Consider the following 16,870-nt stretch of genomic DNA (forward strand, 5'->3'; position numbering starts at 1 on the left):
CTTAGCCTCTAAGTTTAAGGAGCGTCATTATTATGCGTATAGACCGCTTTACCAGTAAATTACAAGCTGCATTAGCAGATGCACAATCATTAGCGATAGGACAAGATAATCCTAATATCGAACCATTGCATTTATTTTCTGCTTTGTTGAATCAACAAGGTGGTTCAATTAAACCATTATTAAGCCAAGTAGGCTTTAATGTAAACCAGTTAAGTAGTGTTTTAGATAAAGCCATTGCTGATTTACCAAAAATTCAGAATCCAACAGGTGATATTAGTATCTCTAATGATATGTCTCGCCTATTGAATCAAGCAGATCGTTTGGCTCAGCAAAAAGGTGATCAATTTATCTCCAGTGAGTTAGTATTATTAGCTGCACTAGATAATGGTACTACCCTTGGTAAATTATTATTAGGACAAGGTGTTAGTAAGCAAGCGTTAGAAAATGCTATTGAAAACCTACGTGGTGGACAAAGTGTTAACGATGCGGATTCTGAAGATAAACGCCAAGCGCTTAGCAAATACACAGTGGATCTGACCAAACGTGCTGAAGAGGGTAAGTTAGACCCTGTAATTGGTCGTGATGATGAAATTCGTCGTACCATTCAAGTGCTACAACGTCGTACCAAAAATAACCCTGTGTTAATTGGTGAGCCAGGTGTTGGTAAAACGGCTATTGTAGAGGGATTAGCACAACGTATTATTAATGGCGAAGTACCTGACGGGTTAAAAGATAAACGTCTATTAGCCTTAGATATGGGCGCACTAATTGCTGGCGCTAAATTCCGGGGTGAGTTTGAAGAACGTTTAAAAGCAGTGCTTAATGAGCTTGCTAAACAAGAAGGCAGAATTATTCTGTTTATTGATGAAATTCATACTATGGTGGGCGCAGGTAAAGCTGATGGTGCGATGGATGCAGGTAATATGCTAAAACCTGCACTTGCGCGTGGTGAGTTACACTGCGTGGGAGCTACTACCTTAGATGAGTATCGCCAATATATTGAGAAAGATGCAGCCTTAGAGCGTCGTTTCCAGAAAGTGTTAGTGGATGAGCCTACAGAAGAAGATACTATTGCTATCTTACGTGGTCTAAAAGAGCGTTATGAAGTACATCATGGGGTATCCATTACTGATAGTGCGATTATTGCGGCAGCTAAATTATCACAACGTTATATTACTGATCGTCAACTACCCGATAAAGCTATTGACTTAATTGATGAAGCAGCTAGCCGTATTCGGATGGAAATCGATTCTAAACCAGAGGCATTAGATCGTTTAGAACGTCGTTTAATTCAATTGAAAATTGAGCGTGAAGCACTTAAGAAAGAGCAAGACGAGCCTGCTAAACAACGCCTTGAAAAGTTAGAAAGTGATATTAGCTACCTTGAAAAAGAATATGCTGATCTGGAGGAAGTGTGGAAATCTGAAAAAGCAGGCGTACAAGATACTGCACAGATTCAACAACAAATCGAACAAGCTCGTACCGAGCTAGAAAATGCGCGTCGTAAAGGCGATCTTAATAAAATGGCAGAATTACAGTATGGCACTATTCCAGACCTTGAAAAGAAATTGGATGAAGCGGTTAAAAATACTGAAAATCAGCCAGAAAATCGCTTACTACGCAATAAGGTAACTGAAGAGGAAATTGCTGAAGTCATTTCTAAATGGACAGGTATTCCTGTATCTAAGATGATGGAAGGCGAACGTGAAAAATTGCTGCATATGGAAGATGACTTACATAGACGGGTGATAGGTCAATATACTGCTGTAGTAGCTGTATCCAATGCGGTAAGACGTGCTAGAGCAGGGTTGTCTGACCCTAATCGCCCCAGTGGTTCATTTTTATTTTTAGGACCAACAGGGGTAGGTAAAACCGAGCTTTGTAAAGCCTTAGCAGCATTCTTATTTGATACAGAAGATGCCATGGTACGGATAGATATGTCCGAATTTATGGAAAAACATTCTGTTTCACGCTTAATAGGTGCGCCTCCAGGTTATGTAGGCTATGAGGAGGGTGGTTACTTAACTGAGGCCGTACGTCGTCGCCCTTACTCTGTGATATTGATGGATGAAGTGGAAAAAGCCCATCCTGATGTATTTAATATCTTATTGCAGGTACTAGAAGATGGTCGTTTAACTGACAGCCAAGGTCGTACCGTAGACTTCCGTAATACCGTTGTGGTAATGACTTCTAACCTTGGTTCTTCGCAGATTCAAGAGCTAGTAGGTGATAAAGAAGCGCAAAATGCAGCGGTAATGGATGCGGTAAATGCTCACTTTAGACCAGAGTTTATTAACCGTATTGATGAGGTGGTGATTTTTGACCCACTAGCAAGAGAGCAGATTGCAGGTATTGCTGAAATTCAATTAAGCCGCTTACGTAGTCGTCTAGCAGAGCGTGATTTAGATTTAGAATTAGATCAAGCCGCTATGGATAAGTTAATTGCCGTAGGTTTTGACCCCGTGTATGGCGCGCGCCCATTAAAACGTGCCATCCAACGTTGGATAGAAAACCCATTAGCACAACAAATCTTAGCAGGTAAATTTATGCCAAAATCTACTATTCATGCAACGGTTAAGGATGATGAAATAGTATTTGAATAAGAAAGTAAATATTTATAAAAAAGCGTTACTTTTAAGTAACGCTTTTTATTTATAAGGTATTAATAGCTTGCCATTTAATATTGTCTAAGTGTTTCTTTAATATTACTTTTAACTCAGCTTCAGCATCATTAGCTAAATCTTTAGGTGACTTTAAAGAGTTATCCCAGTTAGCGTTGGATTTTTCATATTTCTCACGTTTCCAACTTGGATAGTTTCCTTGATAAAAAGTACGAGTTATTGATGATTGTATAGGTATAGAAAAGTCATAGCTATAATTCATTTTTCCACCCACACGAATAGAAGTTTTTAGCACATAGTTTCTTTGAATAAGTTCTTTAATCTCTTTGTATTTAAAATTTGTGTCTATATGATCTTCTACAGAAAGTATTTTCTGATGATCATTAGCATGTTCAGTGTAAGTAACGCTTATAAAGAAATCACCATGATTATTATCAGCTTGTTTAAAGTCTTTTGAACGGAGAATGGCGTTTACTTCATTATCAATAAGATTATTTAACCAATAGTTTTTACCACTATCATTGGATTTGTAATAGACATATATATAGCCTAAACTAGCTTCTTTTTGAGCAAGTGCTAAGCTGTTATTGTAATTTGAGTATTCTCTTGATAATGCAGTAAAAGCCTCTGCTGCTTTACGGTGATCTGATCGGGTTGTTGCATTATCGGCTAATTTTTTAGCTTTATCAAATAACTCATTAGCATGTTGAGTTGTCCACAGTTGATTATATTTATTGGCAAGAACTTTGCTATCTTTATAACTACCATAACGGCTATAAATATCACTAGCTGCGTGATAAAGACCAGCAATTTCTTTGTAGTCTTGATAAGTTTTTGCTGTTTTAACAAGTTGAGAGGCTTTACTATAATTTTGGGTTGCTTTTTCTTTACGCCAAATAGGGTCATATTTAGCAAATAGTTTATCTTCATCTTTATAACGACCATAGCGCTCAAAATGTTTTATAGTTTTCTTAAAATGTTCGCAGGCTTCTTCATAATCCTTTTCAGATAAAGCTTTTTTGCCTTTGTTATAGCTAGACTCAGCCATCATAGTTGCATAAGTTTTTTTACTTTTCGCTAAATCTTCTCTCAAATCAATATTGCCAAAATCTAAGCGTATCCCCGTTTCAAATATTTTTATCTGCTGTTGATATTCTGCAGGCGTGGAGGGCATGATATCTAGCCCTTTAAGGTGATGTTCTTGTGCAATAAGTTTGGCTAATTGTTCAGGGTCTATATTGTTAGTTACATTTTTATAAGGCGTTTTTGCCGTAAGATTACGGATTTCCCACAGTTTTTTATAATCTTCTATTCGATCGTTATAGCGACCACGAGGGTATTGTTTAATTCGATCTTGTAAATGTTGTATTGAGTTTTTAATAATATCGATTTTTTCTTCTGAGGGTGGATTATTGGTATCAGCAGTGATAGTTTTTACAGCATTTACATAATCGGCAGAATTATAATAGTTTTGAGCCGTTTTATAGGTGGTATTACAAGCAGTTAAAAAAAAGGTAAGAAGGATTAGGCTAAATAAATTAATAGTTTTCATTTTATAATCAATTTGCTGGTTGTATTTAGTTTTTATTATGGTAAATAACAAGCTTTCTTTTGTCTATTAAATGTTTTTATTGGGGAATGATAGTTTTTATGGAAGAAAGTTTTGTGAGGTAAAAGTGCTATACTTTAAAAACAGTAAATAAAGTAAGCACTTTTTTTGTATGATTAAGATAATTGGCCTAAATAATATCTTTTAGTAATTTAACTCAGTAAATGGATAATACAGCGAATTACCCCTACAGGGAAAAATAGAATATCAAGAATTGCCCAAATGATTTTGCTAGCTTGAATATCTTTTACACAAGCATAAATACACATAATAATACCAATAACAGCAAAAATAGAACCACCCATAAACATAATAATTACCTCTTTATAATAGTTATAGTTAGTTTAAGGGTGAAAATCGTGTCTGAAAATTGGCAATAGGTAGCATCTAGGATGCTGAAATAGTTTGAGTTAGATAATTTATATGCTGATTAGTTGTTTTAAAAGGAAAAATATTATGACGAATACGATAGCAGTCTCAGGTAATTGTTTATGTGGTGCGGTAAAAGTGCACACAATTATTTCTAATCAACTAGGTGCATGCCATTGTGGCTTTTGTAAACATTGGGGAGGTGGCCCATTATTATGTGTAGATTCAGTGAAAACACCTCAATTTGAGGGGGAGGAAAATATTACTGTTTACTCCTCTTCAGAGTGGGCTGAAAGAGCGTTTTGTAAATGTTGTGGTAGTCATCTGTATTATCGGTTAAAAAGCGAGAAAGTCCATTATAGTCTGTCTGTTGGTATATTTGATGATTTACAGGATATCGAGTTTGTCTCACAAATCTATATTGATAAAAAGCCTAGTTATTATACCTTTGAAGATAAAACTGAAAATTTAACAGAGGCACAAGTAATAGATTTATATTTTCCAAAGAACTAAAAATTATTAAAAGAGACTTTTTAAACAGTCTCTTTTAAATATAAATAATTCGAAATTGTTACTTATCATAGAGAAGTTCTACCTTTTTCCATAACCTGCTACAATATATCGTTTCTAATCCGTGAATTAAATATTGAATGATGAATACTTCTAAAGCTGAGTTACTTTGTCCAGCAGGTACACTTAAAGCCATGCGCTATGCTTTTGCGTATGGTGCAGATGCAGTTTATGCAGGGCAGCCACGTTATAGTTTACGGGTGCGTAACAATGAGTTTGACCACAAAAATTTAAAAGTGGGTATTGATGAGGCTCATGCTCAGGGAAAGAAATTTTATGTGGTGGTTAATATTGCACCCCATAATGCCAAATTAAAAACCTTTATTAAAGATTTAGAACCAGTGGTAGCAATGGGACCTGATGCCCTTATTATGTCCGATCCTGGTTTAATTATGATGGTGCGTGAGCGTTTCCCTGAAATAGCTATCCACCTATCAGTGCAAGCCAATGCGGTAAACTGGGCGGCAGTTAAATTTTGGCATCAAATGGGATTGACCCGTGTTATTTTATCCCGTGAGTTATCACTGGAGGAAGTAGAGGAAATTCGCCAACAAGTACCTGCTATGGAAGTGGAAGTATTTGTGCATGGTGCGCTATGTATGGCGTATTCAGGTCGTTGTTTGCTTTCTGGTTATATGAACCACCGTGACCCTAATCAAGGCACTTGCACTAATGCTTGCCGTTGGCAATATGGTGTAGAGCAAGGTAAAGAAAACGAATTAGGGGAAATTGTTAGCGATAAAAAGATTGATGCAGTCAATATTGTGGAACCTACCTTAGGTGAAGGTAAAACTACGGATGAAGTCTTTATCTTACGTGAAAAAACACGTCCTGAAGAAGAAATGACAGCTTTTGAAGATGAGCATGGCACCTATATTATGAACTCCAAAGACCTCCGCGCAGTACAGCATGTGGAGCGTTTAGTAAAAATGGGTGTGCATTCTTTAAAAATTGAAGGTCGTACTAAATCCCATTATTACTGTGCCCGTACTGCGCAAGTGTATCGTAAAGCTATTGATGATGCAGAGGCTGGGCGTCCATTTGATAAATCACTCATGGATACTCTAGAGTCGTTAGCCCATCGTGGTTATACTGAAGGCTTTTTACGCCGCCATGTGCATGATGAGTATCAAAACTATGAACGTGGTACTTCGGTTTCAGAAAACCAACAATTTGTTGGGGAGTTTACTGGCGCGCGTCGTGGCAATCTAGCAGAGGTATTGGTAAAGAATCGCTTTGCTGTAGGTGATAAAGTAGAAATGATGACTCCACAGGGTAATTTACACTTTACCCTAGAACAAATGGAAAACACCAAAGGTGAAACTATTGAAGTGGCACCGGGGGATGGACATATTGTTTATTTGCCCATTCCAGAAGCAGTTGCATTAGAATATGCGTTATTAATGCGTTATTTAGATAATGGTAATACCAAAGGTTTGCCTGCAAAAAATGAAGTGGCGGCTAGCTAATAAATAACGTTATTGAGATAAATTAAGATGATGAGGTAATACGGTGACATTAACAGTTCTTGGCCTATCTGGGGCGGTAAACCATGACCCTTCTGCAGCGCTTTATATTGATGGTAAGTTAGTAGCAGCAGTAGAAGAAGAACGTTTTGTTCGTGATAAACATGCAAAAAGTCGTATGCCTTATGAATCGGCTAAATTCTGCTTACAACAAGCAGGCATTACCCCTGCAGATGTGGATGTGGTTGCTATTCCTTTTGCACCTATTAGTATCTTTGATAAAGCACGTTGGCACTATGCCAAACGCTACTGGTATGCCCCCGATCGTGCCTTAGATGCGATTCTAAATGGCAACCGTCGTTATCGTCGTTACTACAAGCATATTCAATGGTGTTTGGTACAACTAGGGTTTGATCTTAAGAAAACTAAGATTCAACCTGTAGAACACCATTTAGCCCATGCTTCCAGTGCTTACCATTGCTCAGGCTTTCAAGAAAAAACCGCTATTTTAGGGATTGATGGTAAAGGTGAATATGCCACTACCTTTTTCGGTTATGGTGAAAATGGCAAAATCCATAAGATTAAAGAATTTTATGATCCAGATTCGTTAGGTGGCCTCTATGGTGCACTTACCGAATACCTAGGCTTCGATATGCTAGATGGTGAGTTTAAAGTGATGGGTATGGCACCCTATGGTGACGCCAGTAAATACGACTTCTCCCGTTTAGCGAAATTTGAAAATGGCGAATTAACCATTAATACCGATTACGTTAATGTGATTGGATTCCGCCGTTATAAAGAAAAAGGCAAAGGCTATTATTTCTCACCGAAATTAATTGAATGGCTTGGCCCTAAGCGCGAAGGCGATATTGCCGATGATCCCTATGTGCATTATGCGGCTAGTATCCAAGCGTTATTTGAAAAACTATCCCTAGAAATGATGGATTACTATCTAGGGGATATTATTAAAGAAACAGGTAAAATTGCTTTTGCTGGTGGTTGTGCATTAAATGTAAAACTAAACCAAAAGATTATCGAACGCCCCGAAGTAAAAGAGCTATTTGTCCAACCTGCTTCCAGTGATGCAGGTACTGCCATAGGTGCGGCGGCTTATGTATCTACCCAAATGGGTAAACCTGTAGAAAAAATGGAACATGTTTACTTAGGCCCATCCTACAGCAATGAAGAAGTTATTGCTGCTTGTGCTGCACATCCAAATAAACCTGTTTGGAAAAAAATCGATAATGTGTGCGAGCGTATTGCTAAAATTTTAGCTGATGGTAATCCAGTATCATGGATGCAAGGTCGGATGGAGTTTGGTCCTCGTGCTTTAGGTGCTCGCTCAATCCTAGGCTGTCCCAGTGTGCCAGGCGTGGCTGATAAGATTAATGAGCAAATTAAATTCCGTGAAAGATGGCGCCCATTCTGCCCCTCTATGCTTGATACCGTAGCACCACAGATGTTTAAAATTGACCATCCTGCACCTTTTATGACTTTTACTTTTGAAGTTAATGAAGAGTGGAAAACGCGTGTGCCTGAAGTAGTTCATGAAGACGGCACTTCCCGTGCCCAAGCCCTAAAACGTGAATTTAACCCACGCTACTACGATATGATGAAAGAAATAGAAAAACTAACAGGCAACGGTGTAGTACTCAATACCTCTCTTAACCGTAGAGGCGAGCCAATGGTTTGCTCACCCACAGATGCCCTAAATATGTTCTATGGCTCCGACCTACGTTATTTAATTATGGAAGATATCTTAGTGGTTAAAGAAGGCATGGATTGGTACGATAATATTTAGTTTTAAACAGGCCGCATTTGTATGTTAAATACAAATGTGGCTATATGGATTATAAGTTTTAAAAATGAAATTTTTTTTCAATAGCATTAAAATAGTAGATATTGTTAAGGCAGTTTTACTCTCTATTATTATTCCTAATATTGCAATATGGATAATGATCTATCTTCTTGAGCCACCTATCACTAGGGCTTTTATAAATATTGATTATTTACTACCTTTCATTCTTTTTGTTATTCCTAAAAAAACTATTAAAATTTTAGCCAGTGTATTGTTTATTGCTATTTATTTTATTGATATGTTAGTTATAACAATACAATGTTTGCCTTATGATGTGGCTGCTATAAACTTTTTCTTTCTCTTACAAGATATAACTAAAGGACCTCCTATTTATAGGTATTTACTTTATCTAGTACTTTGCATTGGTTGTATACAACTTTTCTTATTTATTAAATTTTCAAAGAAAACAAATTTAAAAAGCTATATTTTATTATTAATAATTCTTGGTATTACAGTACCTATCTTGCCAAAAATTTCAAATAGTCAAACTCCTTTTTTTATAAATAATGTTATTAAAGGAGTATCAGTTTCTCAAGATGCATTGGGTTTAAAACCTACAAAATTCATTAATGTGACAGAGCCTTGGCATACGGCATTAAAAAATGGCCAATCAATAAACAACCAAGTTTTATTTATCTTGGCTGAAGCATGGGGATATAGCAATGAAGCTATTTTAGAAGAGCAGTTAAAGGTTTTAAAATTACATTCAGATAAGTTTGAATATTTTAGGCAAGGTGCTAATAATTCAAAATTAATGACTGGTATTGCCGAGTTAAGTGAGCTTTGCAATGGGACTACGGACAATATTCGTTTTCTATCTATAGTAAACAAAACTAATGGTTTTGATAATTGCTTACCAAATCTACTAAACAAGTCAGGTTACAAAACCATATCATTACACTCAAATGTTGGCATACTTTATAACCGAGATCATTGGTATCCTTTAACGGGTTTTCAGAAAATATTATTTGGTAATGATGTGGATTTACCTAAAAATAGCATGGATGGTTCCGCAATTTTTGATTTAGATTTAATACCTGAAGTAGCTCAAGCATTTAAAAACAAGAATCAAAAAGTATTCTATTATTGGTTAACTTACGCAACACATCAGCCATATTCTAGTGATGAGATAAAAAATCATCGTTTTTCCTGTGAAAAATTCAATATTAAAACTGGTACTGATGCTTGTCGTAGTATGGTATTAAATAGCCAATTTAATGATGGTCTGGCCGATTTAATTAATATGCCTGAAATGAAGGGCGTTGAAATTATTGTTGTTGGGGATCATAGCCCAATGTTTTTAAAATATGGTGAAAACTCTAAATATTTTGATATGTCCAAAGTTTCATGGGTACATTTTAAGATCAAAAATAAATGATATAAATTCAGAATAATTATTTTTATATCTTATTAAGTATATTCATATCTTTTATAAACATTATTATAAATAAATGTAGTTGATTGATAAGTAGTTAGATGATTCAAGGAATAGAAAATGTTTAATAGGAAGATAATGGCTAACTTTATTGTTAAAAGTATAGTAATAGTTAGTTTATTGAATATTTCAGTATCACTTGTTATGGCTGCTTGTGCTCCAATAGTAAGGCAACCAGTTGATCCAAAATGGCTTAATTATGTGGCAAGTTTGAAAAAACAAGGTGAAGCTGATAACGGTGAGGCATATTATCAACTTTATTTACTATTGCCTTGGGAGGTTATTCATAGAAATTATTGTGCAGGATTTAATTATAATAAGTTTGATGCATTAAAAGCAGCTGCGCAAATGGGACATGTTTTAGCACAGTATGAACTTGGTAATTTTTACCAATACCATAATTTCTTTTTGATTAGTAGATATCACATATTTTCTAGGGAACTATGGGATGAATATAAAGAACCCCAATTACCTGATATTAAACAGGGTGAGTCATGGCAAGAATATAAAGAACGAAATAATGAAATATTTATTGCAATAGATCAGCATCCTTATAAAAAAATAGATGAACGTAGTGATGCAATAACTTGGTATAAAAAATCGATAGAGCAAGGTTATGTGCCAGCTATTTATCAGTTAGGTAAGTTTTATACGAGTAGAAATCCTGAAGAAGCACTAAGTTTATTAGCTAAAGCAGTTGAGCAGGGAAGTGAAGAAGCTAAACAAGAACTCATAAAGATTAAGAAAGGTGATATTAAGCTCTCTTATCAAGATGATGAGGAAAAAACATTTAAATGGCTTTGGCAGCAATCTCAGAAAGATAATTTGTATGCTGTATCACAACTTATAACTTTTCAGAAAACTGATAAAATCGTTCAAATATGGTTAAAAGAACAAACAACAAAAAACAATGAGTATGTTATAAGCCATCTTGCTGAGTCTTTAATAAAAGAAGAGTATTTCAACATTGATTTTGCTTATTTGGCTCCTTTTATTTATAAACTAGCTATAAATGATAATGATTTGGCGCAGTTATGGATGGCTAATTATTATGAAAAAGCTAGAGATGACAGAATCATTTCGCTGAAATGGCTAAAAAAAGCTATAGCACTAGGTAATGAAAAAGCTCTGAAAGAATATGACAAATATAACCGAGTTAGAGCAGTTATGTCTGAAAGTATAGTGTTAAGTGGTAGCCAGAAAAGATCTATAGATGACTTTTATGGTGAGGATTCTAATACTAAATCTCCAGAGATAGCTAAGGATCGAAACTATAGAATAGTTTATTATGATGAACAGCTAGTTATTGATGCGGTAAAAGGTAATATGGATGCTGAGTATCAGTTGGGCCTAGCCTATGAGATAGGCGAGTGGGTTAAAGAAGATGAGCAACAGGCTATATATTGGTATAAAAAAGCAGCAGAACAAGGAAACAGAAAAGCCATATTTAGACTAGTATCATCATTTTATGATAACCCATTTAGTAGTTTTTATAATAATAGAGAGGCTACTATTTGGATAGAAAAAAGAAAGTTACTTAAAGAAGAGTAGAAATAGAACAATTATTTTTCTGTATAGTTCAGTAAGTAAGAATACTGGATAGTTATAATCAGATATAAATTTTACATTAAACTTTTATATATAAATAAGTTCCAAAATAATAAATAGTATCTTACTTAAATTACAAGAGGTATAAAGTTATGATCTTTACAAATAAAGTAGCCATCGTAACAGGTGGTGCTAGTGGTATTGGTGCGGCAACTGTTAGAAAGTTTTGTAATAATGGTGCGAGTGTAGTTATTGCTGACCTTAGTGATAAAGGCCAAACCTTAGCAGATGAGTTAATGAAAGCAGGACATAAAGTGGCTTTCTTTAAAATAGACGTTACCAGTGAAGAACAAAATAAAGCCTTAATAGAGTTCGCTGTAAAACAATTGGATGGATTAGATATAGTATTTGCTAATGCAGGTATTGCTAATGATGGTTCTATTGACCAATTAAGTTTTGATAAATGGCAAAAAACTATTGATATTAATTTAACGGCGGTTTATCTATTAGATAAATATGCTATTGAGTATTGGTTAAAGAACAATACAAAAGGTGTCATTGTTAACTGTGGTTCTATTCATAGTTGGGTAGGCAAGCATAGTGTTACTGCCTATGCAGCATCCAAAGGTGGAGTTAAGTTATTAACTCAGACCTTAGCGATAGATTATGCTGCTAAAGGTATTCGAGTGAATGCAGTATGCCCTGGTTATATTAATACTCCGTTATTAGATCATATTGGCGAAAAAGGTAAGAAATCTTTAGAAAAACTTCATCCGATTGGACGTTTGGGTAAACCTGAGGAAGTAGCTAATGTAGTATCATTTTTAGCTAGTGATGAAGCTTCTTTTGTGAATGGTGCTGCTATTTTGGTAGATGGTGGCTATGTTGCACAATAATTATTAAACTAAGCTGAATATATATATATAATTTTTCAGTTTAGTTTACTTATATTCCCAAAATAAAAGTGTTTGTCAGAAAGAGTTAAGTTAATTTATTAAAGCATCATTTACTATATTATGAATAGTTAGTTTGGTTTGTTGAGGTAGTTTTTCAAATTTCATAATTATATCTGCCAAAAAGTCATCATTTGTATAGAAAAAGGCTAAAGGAACATCTAATACGATGGCTAAGCGATGTGTTGTTTCAATATCAGCTTCATGAACTCCTTTTTCATATCTGTTGACTCTGGTACTTGCGACAAACTCGTCAATTCCTGCATGTATTCCTAGTATTTTTTGTGACAGTCCTTTGGCCTGTCTAGCTTGTTTCAAGCGATAGCAAAATATTTCTCTGTAACTATTCGCCATGATAGCCTCCCCCGTAAATGTATAGGCTATGATATTCGTAATTTTTATTAATATGGTACACTACGTTTTACGTAGTATTTTTGAAAAAAAAGTAATCTAAGTAGTAACTATCTTGTTTTTACTTATTAATTAATTTTCATTTAATACAGATGTGGAGAATATATGTCTCCTTTATCGGTCGTTGTATTAGTAGTTTTGAAGTAGGATGTATAGGGAATAAGTGATGCAATATGTAAAGATTAAACAAAACCAAAAAACTTTAGTGTTAACTATAAGTGTTCTTTTGGGAGTATATGGAACTACAGCATTAGCAACGGAGTATGGTGCTTTAAGTGGTAATGTTGTTTTAAATGATGGTGATATTGTAAAAGTTGATACAAGCCAAACTACTCCAGTTGCGAGGGCGATAGGTATAAATAGTACTGCTCAAGGGGATAAGGTTACTATCAATGGAGCAGTAACTATTGATATTAAGGCAGGAAGCGCAAACCCTGGTGGTATAGGTATTAATTTAGAAAATGGCAATACTAATAATCTTGGTTCTGGTACAGAAATTAAAGCTAGTCAAAGTGGAACATCAAGCATTGTAGGCTTACAAGTTGATAATCAGACAAGTGTTATTGCCGATAATTTAAATGTAAATATTGATAACCAATATAATGCTACAGGAATATCTGTATCAGGCCAAAGTAAAGTGGATTTAGGACAGGGAGGTCAGATAAATATGCAAAATACTGGCATCGCCATGGAGGTTAAAGAAGGCAGTATAGTTAAAGCAGATGGTATAACAATTAATACAGGGATTGTTAATACTACTAGAAATGCTATAGATGTAGAGGGTGGATCATTAGATTTAGGTAATAACTCCACAATCAATATCATAAATAATACAGGGAATGGTAATAGTGCTTTATATGTCCGTAAATCAAGTACAGTAGCTTCAGGTACAGTCAATGCTAATCAGTTAACAATAATTGCAAACAATGCATATGGTGTTAATGTACAAGATGGTGGAGATGTTAATCTTGGCTCAAATAGCTCCATTAAAACAACGGGTAGTAATAATAGAGGGGTATGGGCTGTAGGAACTGGAGCCCATTTTGAAGCCGACAGGCTTAATGTAGAAACAACAGGATCACTAGCGCAGGGGCTATTGGCACAAAATGGTGGAGTGATAGATATTGGTGCAGGGAGTCATGTTACTACACAACAAGGAATTGGAGTAGCAGGTTATCTGGGAACTGTTAACTTTAAAGGTGATGTAGCAAATCGTAATAGTATAACCATACAAAGTCAGATTGGTGCGCAGGCACAAGGGAGTACAGGATTAGTTAATTTAGCCAATACAGATATTATTGTTAATTCTAGTGGTGGTTTAGCTATAGGTGTGCGTGCAGTAAGTGGAGGCGTTATTAATGGCGAAAATATATCATTTAAAATGTCAGAGGGTAGTACTCTTGCAGTCGTTGCACAGCAGGGCGGTAAAGTTACTTTAACAGGAGAAACTAATATTGATGCAGCTTCAAATAGCCAATCAGCTTTCTATACCCAAGATGCAAACTCAAATATAAAGCTAACAGGTAAAGCTAATATAAAAGGTAATATTGCAGCATCAGGCAATGGTTCATTGATAGATCTTAATATGGATGCAGGTTCTATTCTTACAGGAACATCAGCAATAGATACATCAACCACTGCCAAAGTTAATTTAGCGATGACGGGTAGCACTTGGAATATGATAGATAGTTCAGATGTTACTAATTTAACGCTCAATAACTCAACAGTTAATTTTACTAATAGCAACTTTACAACATTAACAACGGATAGTTTGCAGGGTAATGGCTTATTTAATATCCATACCGATATAGTAGGACAAACAGGCGATTTAATTGTAGTGAACGGTACAGCGACGGGGAATCATCGACTAAATGTGGTTAATAATGGTTCAGCGGCTACGGATGGTACTGAAACATTAACAGTGGTTAGTACAGGTTTAAATCAAGCGAGTTTTAGCTTGGCTAACAAAGTTGAATTAGGGGCTTATGAGTATGGTTTAAGAGCTTCACCTACCGCAGCTAATGATGTGGAATTATATTCAACAGGTCAGCGTTCGTTAACTACAACAGCTCAGGCAGCTGGAAGTTTTTTAAATATAGGCTACTTAACCAACTACATCGAAAACCAAACCTTATTACAAAGATTAGGTGATCTACGTAATAACGAAGCGATGAGTGTGAAAACAGGTGGATTATGGTTGAAAAGCTTTGGTGGTAAGTTATCTTCCTTCTCTGGTACTGCACTAGATGGTTTTGATATGAGTTATATGGGCACTCAAGGTGGTATTGATAAACAATTAGATGTTGCTAATGGCAATCTAGTAGTAGGTGCAATGGCTGGTTTTACCAGAACTAACCCAAATTATAGGGGAGGAGATGGTAATGGTAAAAACTATATTGCAGGATTATATGCTACTTATTTTTTGGATAATGGTTTATATGTTGATACAGTGTTGAAATACAATAGTATGAGAAATCATTTTAATGTAAAAGATACTGCAGGTACGGGTATAAAAGGGACAGGTAAAACCAGTGGAGTGAACTTATCAACTGAAGTAGGAAAGCGTTTTTGGCTAGGAGAGAGAAATACAAGTTTTTATATTGAACCACAAGCTCAATTAACCTATGGCTATCAGGATGGTGATACGGTCCACGCTAGTAATGGCTTAAAAGTAGGGCTAAGTCATTACAACAGTATATTGGGGCGTGTTAGTGGTGTGATTGGTTATCAAGTACAAGGTGAAAACCCAGTTAATGTTTACTTAAAGTCTGGCATAGTTAGAGAAATGAGTGGTGGCGCTACTTATAAATTTAATGATAGTAGCAAACAAGATCACTCTTTCCGCTCTAGCTGGTTTGACAATGGTATAGGCATCAATATGAACCTTAATAAGCAACATAATATTTATGCCGAGTTTGACTATGCTAAAGGCAATCACTTTGATAAAAAACAATTGGACGTTGGTTACCGTTATAGTTTCTAAAAAGAGTGACTCCTAGTAAGTGATTGCTAGGAGTATTTTATTACTTGTCTAAAAAAAATTATGTAAAGTACTATCAGTTCTTTTTTAAGAAAGGTATTAACAGAGGTAAAATTTCTTCAGGACATTCTTCAGGAGAAAAGTGGCCACAATTTTTTAATATGGCAGATGTTAAGTTCTCAGTAATAGGCTTCATCATTGTCTCTCCATGATTATTGAGGCTATGGTCTGCTCCTAATATTAATACTGGCATAGTTAATTTATGTTTAGCTCGTTGTTTATTTTGTTTAATCGTGGTGGGAAGGGCACGATAATAGGCCATTTGGCTACGTATACTACCTGGTGTTTTATAGATTTTAGTGTATTCATCAAGCGCAATTTTTTCTGGGTGAATTGACCAAGTTGAAAATATATAAGATAAATATTCCCGTTCTTTTCCTTGGATTAATAATTCAGGTAAATCAGGCTGTTGGTTAAAGAGAAAATGCCAGAAGAAAGCACTGTCTTTTTGATCCATAAAAACTATAGGTTCAGGAATTAGAATGCCTGGTATTTTAGCTTCTATTATAGCTAATTTAGAAATATTTTGAGGGTAGTCACTGGCCATAGCATAGCCAATCCACATACCTATGTCATGACCAACTATATCATATTTTTGATAATCTAACTGTTGCATGAGCTTGTTTAAATCATTGGCAACTTGTGTCATATCATAACCATTTAGAGGCTTTGAAGAATACCCCATCCCTCTTGGGTCAACTGCCACTACTTTAAAACCATTATTGGCTAACTCAGGAATTATAAAGCGCCACGTGTACCAAGTTTGCATCCAACCGGGAATAAGAAGTACAGGTTTACCTTCACCAGTAGTTACATAGTGCAGTTTGATATCATTAATATCAATGTAATGTTCTGTAAGGGTTGGTGACTTTATTGGTTTTGCTTGTATGTTCGAAGTAATACTTGTTAATAAAACTAAGCAAATGATAGTTATTAGTTTTTTGTAGAACATAAATATTTTTTTCATTAGCATCCCTATTGTTTGTTGAT

The 16,870-nt window shown here is 35.3% G+C and carries 12 protein-coding genes; 8 read left to right on the forward strand and 4 right to left on the reverse strand.

Going from position 1 to position 16,870, the window contains the following annotated elements; genetic code table 11:
- The first annotated feature begins 32 nt into the window (after positions 1-32).
- Positions 33-2,603: an ATP-dependent chaperone ClpB gene (clpB, locus tag ACQVD9_RS03070; RefSeq protein WP_264747407.1), complete on the forward strand. Its 2,571-nt coding sequence runs from the start codon at positions 33-35 to the stop codon at positions 2,601-2,603.
- 49 nt (positions 2,604-2,652) lie between these two features.
- On the opposite strand, the gene ACQVD9_RS03075 is transcribed toward clpB, so the two are convergent.
- Both ACQVD9_RS03075 and ACQVD9_RS03080 read right to left on the reverse strand, forming a co-directional pair.
- Complete coding sequence (locus ACQVD9_RS03075) at positions 2,653-4,173, reverse strand: hypothetical protein (protein ID WP_264747408.1); 1,521 nt, start codon at positions 4,171-4,173, stop codon at positions 2,653-2,655.
- A 209-nt stretch (positions 4,174-4,382) separates the two neighbouring features.
- On the reverse strand, positions 4,383-4,541 hold the full coding sequence (locus ACQVD9_RS03080; RefSeq protein WP_264747409.1) for a hypothetical protein: 159 nt from the start codon (positions 4,539-4,541) through the stop codon (positions 4,383-4,385).
- Positions 4,542-4,686: 145 nt separating this feature from the next.
- On the opposite strand from ACQVD9_RS03080, the gene ACQVD9_RS03085 reads away from it, so the two are divergent.
- The 6 genes from ACQVD9_RS03085 to ACQVD9_RS03110 all read left to right on the forward strand — a co-directional run bounded on the left by ACQVD9_RS03085 (position 4,687) and on the right by ACQVD9_RS03110 (position 12,372).
- Complete coding sequence (locus tag ACQVD9_RS03085; RefSeq protein WP_264747410.1) at positions 4,687-5,112, forward strand: GFA family protein; 426 nt, start codon at positions 4,687-4,689, stop codon at positions 5,110-5,112.
- Positions 5,113-5,252: 140 nt separating this feature from the next.
- Positions 5,253-6,638, forward strand: a complete 1,386-nt coding sequence (trhP, locus tag ACQVD9_RS03090; RefSeq protein ID WP_264747839.1) for a prephenate-dependent tRNA uridine(34) hydroxylase TrhP — start codon at positions 5,253-5,255, stop codon at positions 6,636-6,638.
- Between the two features lie 43 nt (positions 6,639-6,681).
- On the forward strand, positions 6,682-8,436 hold the full coding sequence (locus ACQVD9_RS03095) for a carbamoyltransferase family protein (protein WP_264747411.1): 1,755 nt from the start codon (positions 6,682-6,684) through the stop codon (positions 8,434-8,436).
- A gap of 64 nt (positions 8,437-8,500) precedes the next feature.
- On the forward strand, positions 8,501-9,871 hold the full coding sequence (locus ACQVD9_RS03100; protein WP_264747412.1) for a sulfatase-like hydrolase/transferase: 1,371 nt from the start codon (positions 8,501-8,503) through the stop codon (positions 9,869-9,871).
- A 135-nt stretch (positions 9,872-10,006) separates the two neighbouring features.
- Positions 10,007-11,479: a tetratricopeptide repeat protein gene (locus ACQVD9_RS03105; RefSeq protein ID WP_264747413.1), complete on the forward strand. Its 1,473-nt coding sequence runs from the start codon at positions 10,007-10,009 to the stop codon at positions 11,477-11,479.
- 149 nt (positions 11,480-11,628) lie between these two features.
- On the forward strand, positions 11,629-12,372 hold the full coding sequence (locus tag ACQVD9_RS03110) for an SDR family NAD(P)-dependent oxidoreductase (protein ID WP_264747414.1): 744 nt from the start codon (positions 11,629-11,631) through the stop codon (positions 12,370-12,372).
- 90 nt (positions 12,373-12,462) lie between these two features.
- Here ACQVD9_RS03110 and ACQVD9_RS03115 read toward each other — a convergent pair whose 3' ends face one another.
- Positions 12,463-12,783: a helix-turn-helix domain-containing protein gene (locus tag ACQVD9_RS03115; protein WP_264747415.1), complete on the reverse strand. Its 321-nt coding sequence runs from the start codon at positions 12,781-12,783 to the stop codon at positions 12,463-12,465.
- Positions 12,784-13,006: 223 nt separating this feature from the next.
- Between ACQVD9_RS03115 and ACQVD9_RS03120 the strand changes: the two genes are divergently transcribed.
- Positions 13,007-15,823, forward strand: a complete 2,817-nt coding sequence (locus tag ACQVD9_RS03120; protein WP_264747416.1) for an autotransporter outer membrane beta-barrel domain-containing protein — start codon at positions 13,007-13,009, stop codon at positions 15,821-15,823.
- 73 nt (positions 15,824-15,896) lie between these two features.
- Here ACQVD9_RS03120 and ACQVD9_RS03125 read toward each other — a convergent pair whose 3' ends face one another.
- Positions 15,897-16,847, reverse strand: coding sequence for an alpha/beta fold hydrolase (locus ACQVD9_RS03125; RefSeq protein WP_264747417.1), 951 nt, complete (start codon positions 16,845-16,847; stop codon positions 15,897-15,899).
- Positions 16,848-16,870 lie beyond the last annotated feature (23 nt).

It is taken from the genome of Entomomonas sp. E7T21 (genome assembly GCF_058693955.1).